Below are 298 nucleotides of genomic sequence, written 5' to 3'. Positions count from 1 at the left end.
CATTTAACAATAGTATGCCTTTATCTTTTACATATTCTTTTATCATAGGTATTTTCTGTTCATAATAATTCGCAGGAAATACTTTCCCATTCTTCGTTAGCCAATACCAACCACTAGCCGCTGTTAAAACCGTTAGTATTAAACTACCAAGTAGAACTATTAAGAAGCCAGCTACTAGCTGTTGTTTAATCCTTAACCTTTGCATCAATTCTGTACACTCCACTTATATCCAATTCCCCACACCGTTTGAATATATGTATTTTCTCTGTCATATACACTAAGCTTTGTTCTAATTTTC

Annotated in this window: 1 pseudogene; it reads right to left on the bottom strand. The window is 33.2% G+C overall.

The annotated features are described in order from the left end of the window. Positions 1–205: pseudogene (locus MR079_RS28660) on the bottom strand (sensor histidine kinase); the annotation flags it as partial. Between the last annotated feature and the right edge of the window lie 93 nt (positions 206–298).

The sequence above is a fragment of the Bacillus cereus group sp. BfR-BA-01381 genome, from assembly GCF_022663555.1.
GTDB lineage: Bacteria > Bacillota > Bacilli > Bacillales > Bacillaceae_G > Bacillus_A > Bacillus_A pacificus.
This window is presented reverse-complemented; position numbering and strand designations above follow the sequence as displayed.